This window comes from Symmachiella dynata, assembly GCF_007747995.1.
GTDB classification, from domain to species: Bacteria; Planctomycetota; Planctomycetia; order Planctomycetales; family Planctomycetaceae; genus Symmachiella; species Symmachiella dynata.
This window is the reverse complement of record NZ_CP036276.1, coordinates 3,983,978-3,998,722: the sequence shown is the minus strand read 5'-3', so window position 1 is coordinate 3,998,722 and position 14,745 is coordinate 3,983,978. Positions and strand designations below refer to the sequence as shown.

The 14,745-nt window shown below is 52.1% G+C and carries 11 protein-coding genes; 4 read left to right on the top strand and 7 right to left on the bottom strand.

What is annotated here, in order from left to right; genetic code table 11:
• Positions 1–22: 22 nt before the first annotated feature.
• From Mal52_RS15230 to Mal52_RS15220, 3 genes are all read right to left on the bottom strand, one after another.
• On the bottom strand, positions 23–3,127 hold the full coding sequence (locus Mal52_RS15230; protein ID WP_145377046.1) for a response regulator: 3,105 nt from the start codon (positions 3,125–3,127) through the stop codon (positions 23–25).
• Between the two features lie 45 nt (positions 3,128–3,172).
• Positions 3,173–4,693, bottom strand: a complete 1,521-nt coding sequence (locus tag Mal52_RS15225) for a hypothetical protein (RefSeq protein WP_145377045.1) — start codon at positions 4,691–4,693, stop codon at positions 3,173–3,175.
• Between the two features lie 448 nt (positions 4,694–5,141).
• Positions 5,142–5,339, bottom strand: coding sequence for a hypothetical protein (locus tag Mal52_RS15220; protein ID WP_145377044.1), 198 nt, complete (start codon positions 5,337–5,339; stop codon positions 5,142–5,144).
• A 363-nt stretch (positions 5,340–5,702) separates the two neighbouring features.
• On the opposite strand from Mal52_RS15220, the gene Mal52_RS30365 reads away from it, so the two are divergent.
• Positions 5,703–5,828, top strand: coding sequence for a hypothetical protein (locus Mal52_RS30365; RefSeq protein ID WP_261343585.1), 126 nt, complete (start codon positions 5,703–5,705; stop codon positions 5,826–5,828).
• 359 nt (positions 5,829–6,187) lie between these two features.
• On the opposite strand, the gene Mal52_RS15215 is transcribed toward Mal52_RS30365, so the two are convergent.
• Complete coding sequence (locus Mal52_RS15215; RefSeq protein ID WP_145377043.1) at positions 6,188–6,751, bottom strand: DUF7691 family protein; 564 nt, start codon at positions 6,749–6,751, stop codon at positions 6,188–6,190.
• A gap of 47 nt (positions 6,752–6,798) precedes the next feature.
• Positions 6,799–7,584 carry a type 1 periplasmic-binding domain-containing protein gene (locus Mal52_RS15210; RefSeq protein WP_145377042.1) on the bottom strand — a complete coding sequence of 262 codons (786 nt, stop codon included), beginning with the start codon at positions 7,582–7,584 and terminating at the stop codon, positions 6,799–6,801.
• A gap of 439 nt (positions 7,585–8,023) precedes the next feature.
• Between Mal52_RS15210 and Mal52_RS15205 the strand changes: the two genes are divergently transcribed.
• The 3 genes from Mal52_RS15205 to Mal52_RS15195 are packed head-to-tail and all read left to right on the top strand — an operon-like array spanning position 8,024 to position 13,162.
• A complete protein-coding gene (locus tag Mal52_RS15205; protein ID WP_145377041.1) occupies positions 8,024–9,760 on the top strand; it encodes an Hsp70 family protein in 1,737 nt (578 codons plus the stop codon).
• Positions 9,753–11,684: a hypothetical protein gene (locus Mal52_RS15200; protein WP_145377040.1), complete on the top strand. Its 1,932-nt coding sequence runs from the start codon at positions 9,753–9,755 to the stop codon at positions 11,682–11,684. Before Mal52_RS15205 ends, Mal52_RS15200 begins: the two co-directional genes overlap by 8 nt.
• A complete protein-coding gene (locus Mal52_RS15195) occupies positions 11,681–13,162 on the top strand; it encodes a J domain-containing protein (RefSeq protein ID WP_145377039.1) in 1,482 nt (493 codons plus the stop codon). Before Mal52_RS15200 ends, Mal52_RS15195 begins: the two co-directional genes overlap by 4 nt.
• A 211-nt stretch (positions 13,163–13,373) precedes the next feature.
• On the opposite strand, the gene Mal52_RS15190 is transcribed toward Mal52_RS15195, so the two are convergent.
• Both Mal52_RS15190 and Mal52_RS15185 read right to left on the bottom strand, forming a co-directional pair.
• Entirely contained in the window at positions 13,374–13,709 is a 336-nt protein-coding gene (locus Mal52_RS15190) for an FAD-dependent oxidoreductase (protein WP_231962365.1), read from the bottom strand.
• A 311-nt stretch (positions 13,710–14,020) separates the two neighbouring features.
• Complete coding sequence (locus tag Mal52_RS15185; protein ID WP_145377037.1) at positions 14,021–14,677, bottom strand: hypothetical protein; 657 nt, start codon at positions 14,675–14,677, stop codon at positions 14,021–14,023.
• Positions 14,678–14,745: the final 68 nt, after the last annotated feature.

Genomic DNA, 14,745 nt, shown 5'->3' with positions numbered 1-14,745 from the left:
GATTTCTTTCCGTGGTTTTGAGTCAGTTCACTGACGTCATCGAAGATTCCACCAATTCAAGTTGGCGGTGTTCCGACAAGGTTGGTTCCATATTTAAGAATACTTCGCATTCCGTTTTCAGTAGTTCCAAGAACTGGTACAGATCTTCGACATCATCGGTCCGGGCCACCTGCTCCAGGTCTGTCGCGGCTTGCCGTATCCTTTCGGCGGAAAGATTGGAAGAGGAGCCTTTGAGTGCGTGAGCCAGCGTTGCGGTTCGTTTGAGATCGCAGCTTTCAACGCTGTGTTCGATCTTCTGCAAATCATCGTCCAAACGGTCGTGGAATTTACCGAGCAATCGTTCGGCGAGTTCCAATTTTCCGTTACATCGCCGTAGCAGCCCGTCGACATCCAAAATATCAACGGCGGCATCGTCGTTGTTTGATTTCGTCTCGTAGTCCGATTCATTGCTACTGGCCGCGGATGGCAGGCTCGCAGCCTGTCCATCGTCAACTTGGAGTGACGTCTCATCCCACTGTGATAATTGGGCTTCAATCGTTTCGATCAAACGCAATGGGTCTAGCGGCTTGCTGAGATAATCGTTCATTCCTGCGGCTAAACACCGTTCGCGTTCACCGGTCAAGGCACTCGCCGTTAAAGCCACAATCGGTAGCGCTTTGGATTCCTGATTCGTATTTTCGCTTTCGTATTCGCGAATGGCCCGCGTCGCCTCCAGCCCGTCCATCTCCGGCATTTGGCAATCCATCAAGACCAAGTCGTATTGATCTTTGCGAACGGTTTCGAGCGCTTGACGGCCGTTGGCGACGATCTGACACGCGTAGCCGGCATTAGACAGAATCTCGGCGACCACCTCCTGATTAATGTAATTGTCCTCAGCCACAAGAATCCGTGCGTTGCTGTGCCCCGTTTTCTTCAGTTTCCTGTGTTGAGAGTTGCCGCGCATCTCAGCACACTTGCGGGCAAATGACATCGCATCGTCGCTCTGCGAGGAATCGACGCTGGTGGGGCCAATCACATGAATGAGTTCCGACGGTAACACGGGGATCGCGAGAGAGCCGTAGAACCCCTGCTTGCGTAACGTGGGCTCGTCTATTTGATCGGTCAATGCAACCAGTTGAATGAGGCGTGGTTCGCGTATCGTCGTTTCGGTATGCGCCAGTGTGATCCAGGCGACCATTTCGGGGTCTGCTAAATCTTTCTCGATCAACACCGTGTGATACGGCTGCTTCTCTGCGGTGGCTTGGTACAACCGATCCATTGCTGCATGACCGGCAGACTCGGCATCGACAAGACAGCCCCAGGCCTTCAACTGGTTGTGTAGCAAGGTCCTGGCGACGCCGTCGTGTTCGACAAGGAGCACTCGGTGCCCTTTGAGATCCGCAGCGACCTGTGAAAAATTGAGTTTTGCGGTCGGTACGTTTTCGAAGGGGATGCTGAATGCAAAGGTCGATCCGACGCCGGATTGACTTTCAAACCCAATGTGCCCCTTCATCAACGCGCACAACTCTTTACAGATCGATAATCCCAGGCCAGTTCCGCCGTATTGGCGAGTCGTTGAGGCATCGACCTGTGAGAACGATTTGAACAATCGATCGAATCGAGTGGGCGGAATTCCGATTCCGGTGTCGGCAACGCTAAAGCGAAGCGTTGTGGTTGCACCGTCAACACGATCCAACTCGACGCGCAACACGATGCTCCCCTGTTCGGTGAATTTGATCGCGTTGTTCATGAGGTTGTTGAGAATCTGCCGCACACGTCCCGGATCGCCTTTCACGGTGAGTGGAATGGCTGGATCCACATAACTGGCCAGTGCAATGCCTTTCTCGCAACAGCGATGTGCGGCAATCTCCAACACGGGTTCGATGACATCCAACAGCTTGAAGTCGATGTTTTCAATTTCAAGTTTACCCGCTTCAATTTTTGAATAGTCCAGAACTTCGTTCAGGAGTTGCAGTAGAGTGGTTCCCGAGATTCCGGCTACCTTCGCATATTTGCGCTGTTGAGTGTTCAAAGTCGTGTTGAGCAACAATTCGGTCATTCCAATCACCCCGTTGAGGGGCGTCCGCAATTCATGCGAAATATTGGCGATGAAGTCGCTTTTTGAGCGATTGGCGGCTTCGGCATCAGCGCGAGCGATTTCTAACTCACTGGTTCGAGTCTGTACCTTTTGTTCAAGATTGGTGTTCAGGTCCCGGATTGTGTAATCATCTTGCTGAAGCTTTCCAACCATCAAGTTGAACTGACGTCCCAGAACGTCAATCTCATCATTTCCTGTCATCAGGACGCGTTTCGACAGCGTGCCATCTTGGACTTGCTTCATCGCGGTCATCAGCATGTCGATGCGAGACGCTACGGAATTCGCAAGCATCCGCGAGAGAAACAGCCCGACCGAAAACGCTGCCATGGTGATGTAAAACGTGTGCCTTCTCAGGATTGTGACTGCGTTAGCTGCCTGTCCTGGATTTTCTGAAATCTCCCACGCTCGTTGATTCGCCAAAGCACCGATCATCAGTGCGGTCACCAAGATGGTCAGTCCGAACGAAATGTTCATCCGCCATTGAATCTTGCCGACCGGGATCGTGGCGTAATCGATCGCCACGCCCCGTCGAATCAGCAAGTTGATCACCGGAACCATCCAGCGTTCGCTTGCAAAAAAGGTCCCCATCAAAACGGATGCAATGCCGACGAATCCGGCGAAAGAAATCTGAATTGCCACCTTCAAGGGGGCTTGGTTGAGAAACACCAGCAGGGCACAAAACAGCACCACGCAGATAAGGGTCACATAGACCGCTTCCCGACTATGGTGAACCCTAGAAAAAACCACCGCTTCGCGACCGGCTTGTTTTCCCTCGGTTGCATCGACTTCTTCTTTGCGAGAAATTTGCGCGAGCACTTTTCGCAACGTGCGTGTCTCACGCAGCGCCATGAATACTGTCAGCGCGGTCGCTACCGGGATTAAGATTGACGAATAGGCGATGAGCAAATGGAAAATGCGTGCATCGAGATTCATCGTCAGGTTGATGTAATAGATCGTTAGCCCACCACCGATGAGGCAAATCGGGCGGGTTAAAATCATCATCGCCAGGATGTAGTGAGCGCCGGTCTTTTTTAATAGCCACTCAGTCATTCTGATAATCTCTTGCCACCGGAACCAACCGGTCGACTTCAATGCTCAGATCGCTCCCCGGCAGGCTAAGTGCATCCGAAAGAATCGCTCTTGAGCTTCGACAAATCCGTGTAAATCAACCGAATGAATCTCAGCGAGCTTCGTCTTGAGGCATTCTCGATGTTCATGCCAACGGTTCAGAAAATATTGTTCGTGACCTCCGCCGAGGATGGCCGCTTCAATCGCGGGGGCATCACTGGCATTCAGCTGGTCAACGTTCAGGTCTCCCTTGATGACTGCACGAGCAAAAACACCACTCGTGAAGTCGGTTTGCTCAATCTCGCGTTCCCACGTACTAAGCAGGTTACCGACGCGTCCCATGCATTGGGCATGCCAAATTGCTTCCCGGAACCGTCCCAGTTCGTGCACGTCAAATTCTGGCGTGCACATCAGGTCCAGTGTCGAGAAGCTCATCATGTGCATGGCGTGAGGCAAGTATAGTTCGTGTTCGGTGACGTTGAGCAGACTGAGGTTCTCGTTCAGCAGGCAGGAGTACCTCATCGTGTTGAAATATTGCATCAAATCGAATTCCAGTAATCGTTTGTACACATCGTGTAGCGGATATTCTGATATTCGGCTTTCGTATATTTGGGACAAGTACTGAGTAACCTCAGCAGTTTTACGGTCCTTTGCTGAAAAATTTTGCATCGCTGGAGCGGGCTGCCCCTCGATGATTTTCATCAAGGCTTCGAGCAGCGGCTCATTGCCTTGTTCATCAGCGACGTCGTCCAAGAGCACGCAAAGCATGATGGACAAAACCTTTGTGTCACATACGTGACGTCGCCATTGCGGCGCGACGTTGGAGATCGTCGTCAGCTCCGCGCCGTGGACACACCATTGCCACAAAAATCGCGTCCGGGCACCGACCTGAGAATAGACGTCAAAAAACGCTTCGACCTCTTCGCTGAGTCTCGCCGCCTTGACCAACTCCAGTTCTCGTTGCAACAAGTCTTCCGATAATTCGAACTGTTCCCCTATTTCCGGCCGCTTCCGAAATTCTTTGGAGATTGGATCACGACCCGATCCGGAGGAATCAAACCGATTGTAGGCGTCAGGCGTAACCCGTTGACGGGGGAGATCCTTTTGCTTGAAACTACGCACTGTTTGGACAATCCTGTCGACACGGCTCTGAGTCGAGCGATGCGGTGGCAAACTGTCAGCCGGAGCAGGGTCCAGTCGCAGCTTATTTGCAGTGCGGGTCGATTTGGATTTGTTGGAGATGTCCGGCAGCGAGGCCGCCGTTGCGGTTCCCTCGTAATCCGGGTCAAGAATCAGAAATGCACTGACCCCGTCCGCTGTCTCGTCGAGCCGGTGAGACTCGGAATTCGTAACATACCTTCCGTGAACCACTTTTGCCGGGATTCCTTCTTGTCCCAGTCGGAGAGCGGCTTGTGCCGCAATCTCATCGTTGGCACCATTTGTGACAATGGTGATTACCTCTCCGTCAGGAAGCGCGCTGTTTGTCGGAGTTCGTCGGACCCTATTTGTAATGCCCGATGGTGTGATGTGTTGGATTCCCTTGTTCATGTCGGTATTCCAGTTCACGTGCACTTTTGAAGGGATTGTGAAGTCTTCCAATTGCATTGGATTTGACGAATTTCGCTCTCAATACTATACCAAGTCATCTATCGGGATCATATGAAGCTCAATTTGTTTCGTGGTTTGAGTCCGTTTCGAACGGCACGCCAGACCGGTGACATCGCGGCTTTCAGACTTCGAAGATCACGCTCGCAACAGGCAGTCCTGCCATTCGGCAAAGCTCGACAACGACTTCCGTCTACCCGGTACGCAACAATAATCCGCCTGATTTCGCTACGTGCGGTCGGGAGAGCCCGAGACAAGTGAGGCCTTCCGCTCAGCTTGTCGCGTCGAACATCCAGCGAACTGTCAGCGACTGTGCATGACGACAGTTCCCGTGACAGCAGCGACGATGGTCAACGGGACTTACAAATTAGGGCTCATTCTTGTCCCTGGTCTACGAAACCATCGGCTCCCATGCCAATTGCGGCGAGGGTCCGGGCAATGGCAGCATTTCAAACTGACTCAGCTCTTCGCTGTTGATGAAATGCGTGCCGAGGTTATCGCGGTTTTTTGAATCGACACTATGGAGCGCTTTCCCATTTGCTGTCGCTTCAACCGCGGTTTCGATCGTTGAAAAAAGAGTTCTTGTCATTTTGTTTATAGTTCCAATAAAAGAATGAAAGTGGAGGTATTGATAGCCAAAATGAAAAAGTGAGAATTGATAAAATTTGACTGGATAAGCAATGTACGGGAGGAAGCAATTGTATTCAACAAAAATCTAATGTCTCTGACAGTGGTTGCTCAAATAATGATGGGTTTGACTATTTCCGGTTAGATTGACGTTTGGAAGCCTGCGAGAAAATATCGGCATTACGGTGGAGAGGCCGACATGGAGCATTATGACAGTCCGGCCTAAGCAACCACCTGGGGAAGATCAATCATTCTTCCCTCGCACGGACTGCCGGTCCCGCACTCAGTCAAAGTGGCCTGCTCCCCAAAAGCTGTTGCAGAGGGCATGAAAATCTACCAGCCTGATCGTGGGCAAGAAGTTTCTCCGGTGAAGAAAACACGCCAGCGGCATCCGCCGGAGCAGATTGTCAAGAAGTTGCGTGATACGGAAGTCATGCTCAGCAGCGGATAACGACCAGACAGCGCGTGACCGACGCGGATGGCATGCTTATTGGCAGAACCGAGAAACAGGGCTATTTCGCGAATTTCACCACAATTCCCAGCGTCTCATCTCAGCATCGTATCGCACAATCAGAGAGAGGCACCGTCGCCAAAACCTCATGCAACTTGAATTGAGCCGACTGAACTGGTCCCAGGCTTCGCCGCTGTAAACTCGGGTTGTCAGGGCGGCGGCTTCGTCGAAGCCGATGGCCCTGCCGTAGGCGGTGTCGGCGTAGAGCTGTACGAACGCCGCGGCCGCATCGAGGACGGTGCGGGTACTGCCAAGGATCGTAGTGTTACATGTGCGTCAGGCAGGAGGGCAACGGGATGTTAGTGCTGAAAACTGATTATATCTAGCTTGCGATCTATGCCCTTGGTAAACCAATCCTCCAAGGTTTCCCATGCATCCATCACTTCGGTTTCGACAATATCATCCGTGCCGTCGATACGTGACGTCACCTCGGCCAATAATCCGGGCATTTCCGAATGTCGAATATACCCCATCTGCCGATAGATGTCCGATGCGGTAGCGACTTTTGAAATTGGGCAGCCCCGTGCGGCCAACCATTCACCTGTTTGGCCGCACTCCTCAAATAGTTCGAACCGGCATCCGGCGAATGGCCCCACGCCAATCGGGACGCCGATCACCGCACACACTGCTTCAAAACCTTCGAGAATCAGATCGTCGTGTGCCGCATTCGCGAACTCACCCGCTAGCAGACGAAATGCAGATTGCTCGACCAATAGCGCGAAATCCTGACCCACAAACATCCGTTGCTGATTGCCGGCGTACTGCTGGAGTCGCTCTTGTAAATCTTGGTCTATGGCACTCGACCCCAAAATAGAATCCAATTTTTCCAACTCCAGCATGTATGCGGTCAGACAGATGCTCATCGGCAGCTCTTTTCATTTTTCGTTGGGGCACAACTTATTCGGCAATGTTACGAAAGAGTTACAAAGTATTTGCGATACTTTTCTGGAATTTGCAAGTCGTAACCCAAATGTGTCGCATAGTGCACGAGAATGGTGCCGTCCCAATCAAAGGATGTCATGTCTTTCCTCGTCTCAACACGCAGAAACTGTTTGAAGTACTCGTCGGCTGCCTGCTGCAGTGCAACGCCCTCACCTCGGGCTAGTGCTTTGACAAACTCTAAAAACAGCTTGTCCCGTTTTCGCCCTTGATCAATCACCCTCTGTTGAAACGGCTCAAGCTCCTGGGGATCACGTCCTCGAATCACCCCACACAGGTAAAGCCAACAAGCATCCATGACTGCAACGATACCGTCATTCTCACTAATATCGTCGCGCGGGAACTCCGCTAGCCTACGCACATCATCCCAGCGCTCCAATATTGTCGCTAGCACTAACGCTTCCTCCAATGGTTCTACCCAATTGAGGGATCGATCCTGCCACTCCCGGTTGGGCGGCTGGTTACGCCCATTGCCTGACGGGACTTGATCTCGCCACACACCAAAAAAGAACTCCAGCGCATACGCCACGCCTCGCTCTGCCCATACTCGAGCAGACTTTTTATCGCCAAGCACATATAAAGCATGAAATGCATCTTTAGCGTCAACTAAATATCCTTGTCGCCGATCGTTAGTTACCCCCAGATCTGCTTCGGATTTCTGCAATCCCGCAATTCGGCGATGCGCTTTCTCTACGATACCTTCCACTGCCGCCGCATCGATGTTGTGATCTGCGTTACCCTGCTGGCTGCCGCTCATATATTAGCTCGACTTTCGTATATCAAATTACGGATTAAAAGTTTTCCATCCAAGACTCGCCCAATCGCGAAGTTCGAAGATAGTCTCTCCTACCATCCGCGTTGTCTGATCGAATGTCGTGTCGGTTAAAAGCACCTTGATCTAACCGTTCCGTGCGTATTCCTCCAACTCTTTCCCCCACCGGGCATATTCCGCCTTGTTTAATACAAAATCAAGCACTTGGTTTGGCTTGACGGATCTTCCGCTACTTCCAAGATTCTTCAATTTTGTTGCTTTGCGATAAATCCACTGCTGGCTAGCCCATAACCCCCGGTTCAGAGTTCCGTTCGCAGGGCCAATCCTATAATCCGATTTCCAACGACGATTCTGGCCGGTACAATCGGATTGGTTTATTCGGGAGTTCTGTCTGTCGCAGCAACGAACAATCAGGAACCAACAGATGATAGTCGGAATCGACCTGGGAACGACAAATTCGGCTTTAGGAACGATCATTGACGGTGCGCCGACACTGGTTCCCAATGCACTGGGACAAATATTGACCCCGTCGGTTGTCGGGATCGATATGGAAGACAACGTGGTGGTTGGGGCAACGGCCAAGGAGTTGCAGGTTGTGGCCCCTGAACGGTGTGCTTCGGCATTCAAGCGGGCCATGGGAACAGAGCGTGTCTATGAACTTGCGGGCCAAAGCTTTACTCCGATCGAGTTGTCAGGGTTGGTTTTGAATTCCTTGAAAAAGGATGCAGAGCTGCAATTCGGCGAATCGATCGAGCAGGCCGTTATCACGGTTCCGGCTTACTTCAATGAACACCAACGTCGCGCCACAATTCGTGCCGGTGAACTTGCCGGGCTCAGTATCGCGCGTATTGTGAACGAGCCAACCGCAGCGGCTTTGGCCTATGGTCTGCACGACAGTCAGTCGGAACGCGTTGCTGTGGTGTTCGATCTCGGAGGCGGTACTTTCGACATATCGATTATTGACCAGTTCGAAGGTGTCGTGGAAGTTCGCGCCTCATCCGGCGAATGCTTCTTAGGGGGCGAAGACTTTACCTCGACATTTGTCGCTCGACTGCTTGAGAAACGCGGTCATGTGTTTGAGCAAGCAGAATTGAATGCGCCACGATTGGTCGCTCGCATGACGCAATTGTGCGAGACGGCAAAACGCGATTTAGCAAGAACAACGGTCGTCGAAGTGCCATTTCCCGATACGGATGGGACACTCAATCCGGTTCCCACAACCGAGCGCGTCACGCGTGAGATGTATGAAGACTGGACGAAACACATTGTCCGTCGAATGGATATCCCCATCCGCCGTGCCCTGGGTGATGCAGGTCTTGACCGGCGTGATGTCGACGCCATTGTGCTGGTGGGCGGTGCGACTCGAATGCCGGCAGTGCGTGAATATGTGCGCAATTATTTCAAGCAGGATCCCGAATGCCGTCTGAATCCCGATGAAGTCGTGGCAATCGGGGCGACGGTTCAAGCTGGTTTGATCGCGCGCGATGCGGCGCTCGAAGATCTCGTCGTTACGGATGTCGCCCCCTTTACGTTGGGAATCGGAATCGCCAAACGATTTGGAACCGAGCATCGCCCAGGCTATTTTTCTCCAATTATCGAACGCAATACAACAATTCCCGTGAGTCGCGTGCATAACGTGGGCACGATATACGCCAATCAGACAGAAATCCAAGTCGAGATCTACCAGGGCGAATGTCGCATGGTTAAAGACAATTTACAGCTTGGTGAATTCCGAGTCGTGGGCATTCCATCCGGCCCTCCGCGAGAATCGGTGTCGATCCGCTTCACCTACGACATGAACGGTGTCCTGGAGGCTGAGGCCACCATTTTAGAAACCGGGCAGATGTTTAGCCACGTGATTACCCAGTTGGCTGGTGAGTTGTCCGACGGGGAAATTGAACAAACACTGCAGCGTATGCAGGCGTTAAAAACACACCCCCGCGACGAGGAGCAGAATCGATATTTACTGAAGCGGGCCGAACGGGTGTATGAGCAACTCGAACTGACCGCTCGAGGCGAACTCGATCAACTTCTCGATGCATTCGAATCAGCACTTGAGTCGCAGGACAAGACAACAATCGAACTCGCAACAAGCTATCTTTTACGCTTCTTAGATACGGCAGATCCCGAATCACCTGAGGAGTGGTCTTGCGATGACTGAACCAGGAGGTGCTCACCCGAAACCACCGTCGCCGCGGGACAAATGGGCGATGAAAGTGCTGGGGCTCAAAGAGGAGGGCATCGAAAGCGGAATTCGCCGGCGGATTGTTAATACAGGTTTTGCGCCCAACGAACACACATCGATGGCCATTCGCGTGCTCGCCGGTGCAGCGGTTGATCCACGGCCGACACTTTGGCTGGACGAACAGGCCGAGGTGATGGCCGTGCGTGCGTTTGCCAAACGCTGTTGTGATATCCCACTGAAGGAGCGGTTAAAGAACAAGAGCGCACTATCCGACGAACTGGCAGACCTGTATCTGCGAGCGGAACGTCTTCCGCATTTGCGCGCCAGACTGGATGAAATTCAGTCGGCACTTGATGCAGATCTGACGGGTCTAGAACAAGATCCATCTCAACCGACAGCCTACGCCATTGCGGCATGGGATTTGAAACTGCGGTTCCTCGGACCGAAAGAGCGTGCGGAACGTTGGCAACAGATGGTCCAGATCGCGCGTCTTGATCGAAACACGTGGGCGAATTGTGCGCGGCAGCTTCAGTTCTCAAAGTATGCAGCCCAAGCCCGCGATCAAAGTCACCTCGGCACAAGATTCATTGACGAAATCGCCCAACTCGACTCAGCTCAGCATGCCTATTCCGTTGCGGCAAAGAAACGCAGAAATAAACTGCGACTCTCCAAGGCGAACAGAGGTGAGATACTCCCACTGAAGCCTATTCTGTTTCTTGCCATTTTTGTGGGTTCAATTTTCATTTTTATCATTCGCGCAAGCGACCGACCAAGGAGGCCCAATCGGCAGAGCCCCTATGTGCCTTCTGTGACGATGCCGAACTTTCAATTGCCACCGGCAGCGAATATGGATCAAAAGGAATTGAGAGCTTCATTCGCCACCATAATTTTACTGGGTAGAATACCGGATCTGGAGAGACAAATTACCAACGGAACTGCGACCGAAGAAATCCGCTACGAACTTGCCCAAATTTACTTACTCGGCGCGCAGCAATCTCAAGTCGATATTGACGACGCCGCGCCGGCGCAGAGCTTTATGGATCCACCGGATTACGACAAACAGGAGTTTCAACGAAAAGCACTCGCACTACTCAAAGACTTGGCCCGTGATTATCCCGACAACGAGAAATATATCAGGCAATGTGTGCTCACGTGCCTAACAGTCGGTAATGCGACCGACGATATCGACGATGCTCGCCAGGTTTTCCAGACCGGTATCGATGCTGCGTTGCCACTGGCTGAGGCAGGCCGTGCATCGAGTGAGACTCTCAGCATTCTCGGCGCATTGCTAAACAATCTTACGCTCAAGCTCAATCAGGAAGATGCGGCCAACGAAATTCGCGACCATTTAGAGTCAGCCGTTCGATTTCAGCGACAAGCGGTCAGAATGGATCCGCAGAACGAGACAGCGCTGCGATACCTGGACATCAACTTACACAACTTCAGTCATGCGCTTCTGAAAAACGGATTGGCCGAAGATGCAGTGAGCGTGTTGCTGGAGCACAGAGCCTTTTGCGGTGCCAGTACGATGCCTTACGGATCCAATGCCCGCCGTCTGTTCACAATCTCCGAACGACTTGCAGTCGCCGACGGGATTCTTATTAAACAAGCTGACCCCATCGATGCCCCCGCGGACTTGGACGATCTTCGGCGCGAGATATTTCGAACGTTGACCTTTGCCGTGATGTCGGGATTCGTGGACTCCAAGATGATGACCAATTCAGCCGCACTCAAGCACCTGCAGGCGGATGATCGATTCCAGGAAATCCTTGAATTGGTCAATTCCACGAACGAAACCATTCTTCGCGAGCATGGCAAGAACTCCGCAGCAAAGGGTGTACAAGAGTTAGATACGAACCAGCCCCTCAAAGCGCGCAACGCGGGGAAGGTTCAACCATGACTGATATTTCTCTGCCCGAGGACTCCTCGCAGTGGCCGCTCAATCCCTGGGAGCTATTTGGGCTGGAGCCCAATGCCAAGCGTGTTGAACTTCGCCGAGCCTATTCCCAACTAATACGCCACTTTCGCCCCGATACTCATCCAGAGCAATTCCAACGGATCCATGAGACCTATCAACGACTCAAAGCGATTCTCGGCAGTCAGGTTCCCCCCAAGCATCCCTCTCATGAAAACCCGTCAAGTGAAAACTGGTCCCATGACGGTTCGTCCTATCAACATTCGCCCAGTGGAAACGGTAACGGCAACGGCAAACGATCTTTCGATTCGCCAATCGGTTCGAATGGACCACCCTCCGCTAGGGGAGGGCGCAAACACGCCCCGGATGTTGGGGGGCTATTCGCAAACCATGATGAAAAGCGTGTTGTTGAGGCGTACCGTAGTCTCATTCAAGCTGACGAACAGCATCCTTCGGAAACGACTGCTGCTGCCCTCTATTGGCAGTTAATTCTCAATCCTGATCTCGACTCGCGGCGAAAACCGGCCGACTGGTTGTTGCATGGCCTTTCACGAGCGAACGGATCTGTATGTCTGCGTGAACTTTTTCGGCAAGAACTGATCTGTGAACCAAGATTCGCGCTCAGTGACAAAACCGGGCAATTTCTCAAGAACTTTCCGGCCAATTCTCGATCGGTATTACTGCGTCAGCGATGGAAGCATGCTGCGACCGCAAAGAATTGGCGGGTCATACGCGAAGATCTTATTGTTCATCGCACAACCTTCGTTGATTTTTCTCCGATGGAATGGGTGCGACTGACGATTGCAGCTGCCAACCATGCCGCTTGGAGCCAAAACTCGGATGCCGCTAGAATTCTTGAGACTTGCCGCAAAGAAATCGCATTATTCGATAGCTTCCAACTTGAAATGGGGAGCGAACTCATACAGTTTGACTACTTAACGGAACTCGCGGCTGGCATCAAAGGACTCCCCACGGTAGGAAATATACACATTCGATTGCTCCTGCAGGAGATGCCAAAAATCTGGAACGCGTCGAACAATGTCCGTTCCGCTATTGTCCCCGTTCTTACCGGACTACTCTCCGAACCTGAGTCTGTTCTTGCAGAGTTGGACCAAGTCGTTTCTGTGGCACCGGTGGTTTTGCAGTACTTGTACGGCCTCCTTGACCAAGTTGGCGTGGCATGGATCGACGATCAGAACCGACCGGCAGAAACTGTGGCCGCCGAACGGATTGTGTATTTTCTGACGGTCTGTCCGGTCGTCGATTATTCCAAGCTGCGAAAAAGCATCCTCCGCTTCTGCCTCGAGGAATTCATCTCTCCCGAAGCGTTCGCCGCCACCGTCGAAGCTCAGCAGGACGAGGCTCTGGATTTTGACGGCAGCAAGACGTTGGTTTCGAGTTCCATCCGTGAAGATCTGTCGCTGCGATTTCTTTGCAAGGCCCATCGAGCGCTGCATGGATAGCAGTCGTCTTTGCATCGCTTCGAAGAAAGATCGCGGGAAAAGTCAGATTTGAGCAGTTGTAAAAAGGCCCTGCCTACGTGGAAATAGGATAGATTCGCGTGGGTTGAGCTCTTCATTCAAAGCACAGCCAGAATCCAGCACGCATCAAACAGCCTCGTTTTAAAGACCGAGTTGCTATCCCCTCCTCAGTCCGCACCTAGAACCGGCTATGTTAAGTAGCCTTCTGGACCGTGTCCCAGGAGAGTTCATGTGGCATGACTCCCTGTTTGAGGGACGCTACCGACGTCAAGCCGGCGGCTTCGTCCATGGGCACAGAATTGCCAGTCACGCGGTAGCTGGAGTGAGCGATGAAGTCACCGCTGATGCAGCGGCCGGCCATCATCAAACCGTCCACATCAGCCGCGATCAGTGCGGGAAGCGGAATGTCATATGCCTTGACCCCCGCAGATCGATAACGCTTCACGTCAGCAGGATTGGAACCATCGGGGAAGACGTTGTGAACATCGATGGAAAAATTCGCCCGACAGACCGCATCTTTGTGGCGCAAACCGGTGATGATATCATTGCCGCACCAGCCACGACTGATTTGAAAAACCGCCGCTGGTGAGTTGATGATTCAGACTTCTCCATCAGATGTTGTGCGACCTCAAAGAGTCGATTCTGGAATGAATCGCTTACGACAATATGGCCGCGTACGCCAATCGACAATCCGTGGGCACATCACTGAACAGATGCCTGGTAGCCTACAGTCAACTTTCCGCTACATCCTTTTTGATTGTGAGCAGACATTCCCAGCAGAATTTAACAGCGCAATCAAGCATGGCGGACAGGCATTGGTAATCGATTCATCGTGCATCGCTATGGTAGGAGCATCCTGACTTTCGTTTCACCATTTTCACACATTTTTCGAATTTCGTCCACGACGTATGCCAGTTCAGAAGCCTCGACTTGATCTAGCAACTGCTTCGCGGACTCTATGTCACCGAGTTCGCGATACATTTCGGCCTTTAATAGCTTCTCGTCGTCTGTATCGGTCGATGCGAGTCTTATAAGTGCTTCGAGGTTTTTATTGCGCAGCGAAGATGGGGGCCTACGTTGAATTTCGTCCTCGGCTTCTCCACCACGGTCGTAGTCGTTGTCTCGCCACCACGCAAGAATTCGGAGTTTTCTCTCCTCCGAAATGTTTTGTGCCAATCCGTCTCCTATTGCTTGGTAGTATTGTTCAGCAGTGGGTTCCTCAATCATCGGAGCTTGAGTCCAATTGGGATCGATTTCATCCGTCGGGCTCTCGACTGTGCCAACGACTAATGCATCTTTCAGCCAATAACATTTGCCGCATTGGCTGCAGTTCACAACAGCAGGAGGACTCGGCAACATGGGGGCAATTTGTTTACCGTCAGAAAAACAGATCGCACCAAACGTGTTTCCGGAAATCAGTGATTGGTACTTCGCCAGTTCACGACATCTTGGGCAAGCGATGACTTCGTCCGGTCCAATAATCATCAGCACCTCCATTTGGAAAAATTGAGTGCGGTTTAATGATTGTTCTCAACCGACCTGCAGGCCATGATCCGTATTGAACG

What these genes read in the sequence shown, in the direction of transcription:
- Mal52_RS15215 (WP_145377043.1), bottom strand. Translation starts at nt 6,751, where the DNA reads ATGAGCATCTGTCTGACCGCATACATGCTGGAGTTGGAAAAATTGGAT.
- Mal52_RS30365 (WP_261343585.1), top strand. Translation starts at nt 5,703, where the DNA reads ATGAAAATCTACCAGCCTGATCGTGGGCAAGAAGTTTCTCCGGTGAAG.
- Mal52_RS15185 (WP_145377037.1), bottom strand. Translation starts at nt 14,677, where the DNA reads ATGGAGGTGCTGATGATTATTGGACCGGACGAAGTCATCGCTTGCCCA.
- Mal52_RS15230 (WP_145377046.1), bottom strand. Translation starts at nt 3,127, where the DNA reads ATGACTGAGTGGCTATTAAAAAAGACCGGCGCTCACTACATCCTGGCG.
- Mal52_RS15200 (WP_145377040.1), top strand. Translation starts at nt 9,753, where the DNA reads ATGACTGAACCAGGAGGTGCTCACCCGAAACCACCGTCGCCGCGGGAC.
- Mal52_RS15225 (WP_145377045.1), bottom strand. Translation starts at nt 4,693, where the DNA reads ATGAACAAGGGAATCCAACACATCACACCATCGGGCATTACAAATAGG.
- Mal52_RS15195 (WP_145377039.1), top strand. Translation starts at nt 11,681, where the DNA reads ATGACTGATATTTCTCTGCCCGAGGACTCCTCGCAGTGGCCGCTCAAT.
- Mal52_RS15205 (WP_145377041.1), top strand. Translation starts at nt 8,024, where the DNA reads ATGATAGTCGGAATCGACCTGGGAACGACAAATTCGGCTTTAGGAACG.
- Mal52_RS15210 (WP_145377042.1), bottom strand. Translation starts at nt 7,584, where the DNA reads ATGAGCGGCAGCCAGCAGGGTAACGCAGATCACAACATCGATGCGGCG.
- Mal52_RS15220 (WP_145377044.1), bottom strand. Translation starts at nt 5,339, where the DNA reads ATGACAAGAACTCTTTTTTCAACGATCGAAACCGCGGTTGAAGCGACA.